The following is a 984-nucleotide window of genomic DNA, read 5'->3' on the forward strand; positions in this document are numbered from 1 at the left end:
GTGAGAACAAATGGAAAATGATAATATAAAACTTACGTCTTCCGAAATTGGAACAGTATGGGGGGAGTATATAAACGGAACGTTGACCGAGATAGTAAATAAATATATGATTTCTATTTTGGAAGACGAAGAGGTGAAAAATGTTTTTGAAGTTGCCATTGAGATATGGGAAAAGCAAAAGAAGCAGCTTGTTTCCTTCATGGAGAAAGATGGTTTTCCAATTCCGAATGGATTTACTGAGTCCGATCTTAAAAAGGATGCAAAGAGATTGTTTTCTGACACATTCTGCTTAAATTATTTACATATAATGACGATACATGGTTTGTTGGGTCATACCACTGCTTTAAGTGTTTCTGTCAGAAAGGACCTGCGTGAATTTTACAATTCATGTGATAATGCTGCAAAAAGAATGTACGATTTAACCATTGAGTTATTGCTTAAAAAAGGAAAATTCGAACGGGATCCCTATTTCTATCCTAAAGAGACCCCTGAATATATTTCCACCAAAGATTTTACTGATGGATTCTTCGGAAAAGGGAGACTTTTATCTGCTACAGAAATAATCAGTATTTCTCTTAATATCAAAAAAAGCATTATGGCAAAATCTCTTTCAATCGGGTTCAGTCAAGTCGCTGAATCGGAAGAAATAAGAACGTTTTTTGAGGAAATAGGAAAAAAAGCAGATGAAAACATACAAGACCTTGCAGGTATTTTGCACAAGGATAATTTGCCCGTTCCCATGTCGTGGGAATCAGAGGTTACAACGTCACAGGACTCTCCTTTCTCAGATAAATTAATGTTGTATCATATGGGTTTCTTGGGTCAAGCTGCACAAGTATATTATGGTACAGGTCTAGCAGGAGCCATGCGAACAGACCTAGCTCTCGTTTATGAAAAGACAATTCTAAAAACATTAACATTGACTAAAAATTGGTTCAATATTATGGTGGAAAACAAATGGTTAGAACAGCCACCACTTGCTCC

At 36.1% G+C, this 984-nt stretch carries 1 protein-coding gene; it reads left to right on the top strand.

Annotated elements, in window-relative coordinates:
- Positions 1-10 precede the first annotated feature (10 nt).
- Positions 11-984 (top strand): DUF3231 family protein (locus V7077_RS27620; RefSeq protein WP_335507954.1); only part of this gene is annotated, 974 nt, incomplete at its 3' end.

The organism is Neobacillus vireti (genome assembly GCF_036962465.1).
Taxonomy (GTDB): Bacteria; Bacillota; Bacilli; order Bacillales; family Cytobacillaceae; genus Neobacillus; species Neobacillus vireti_B.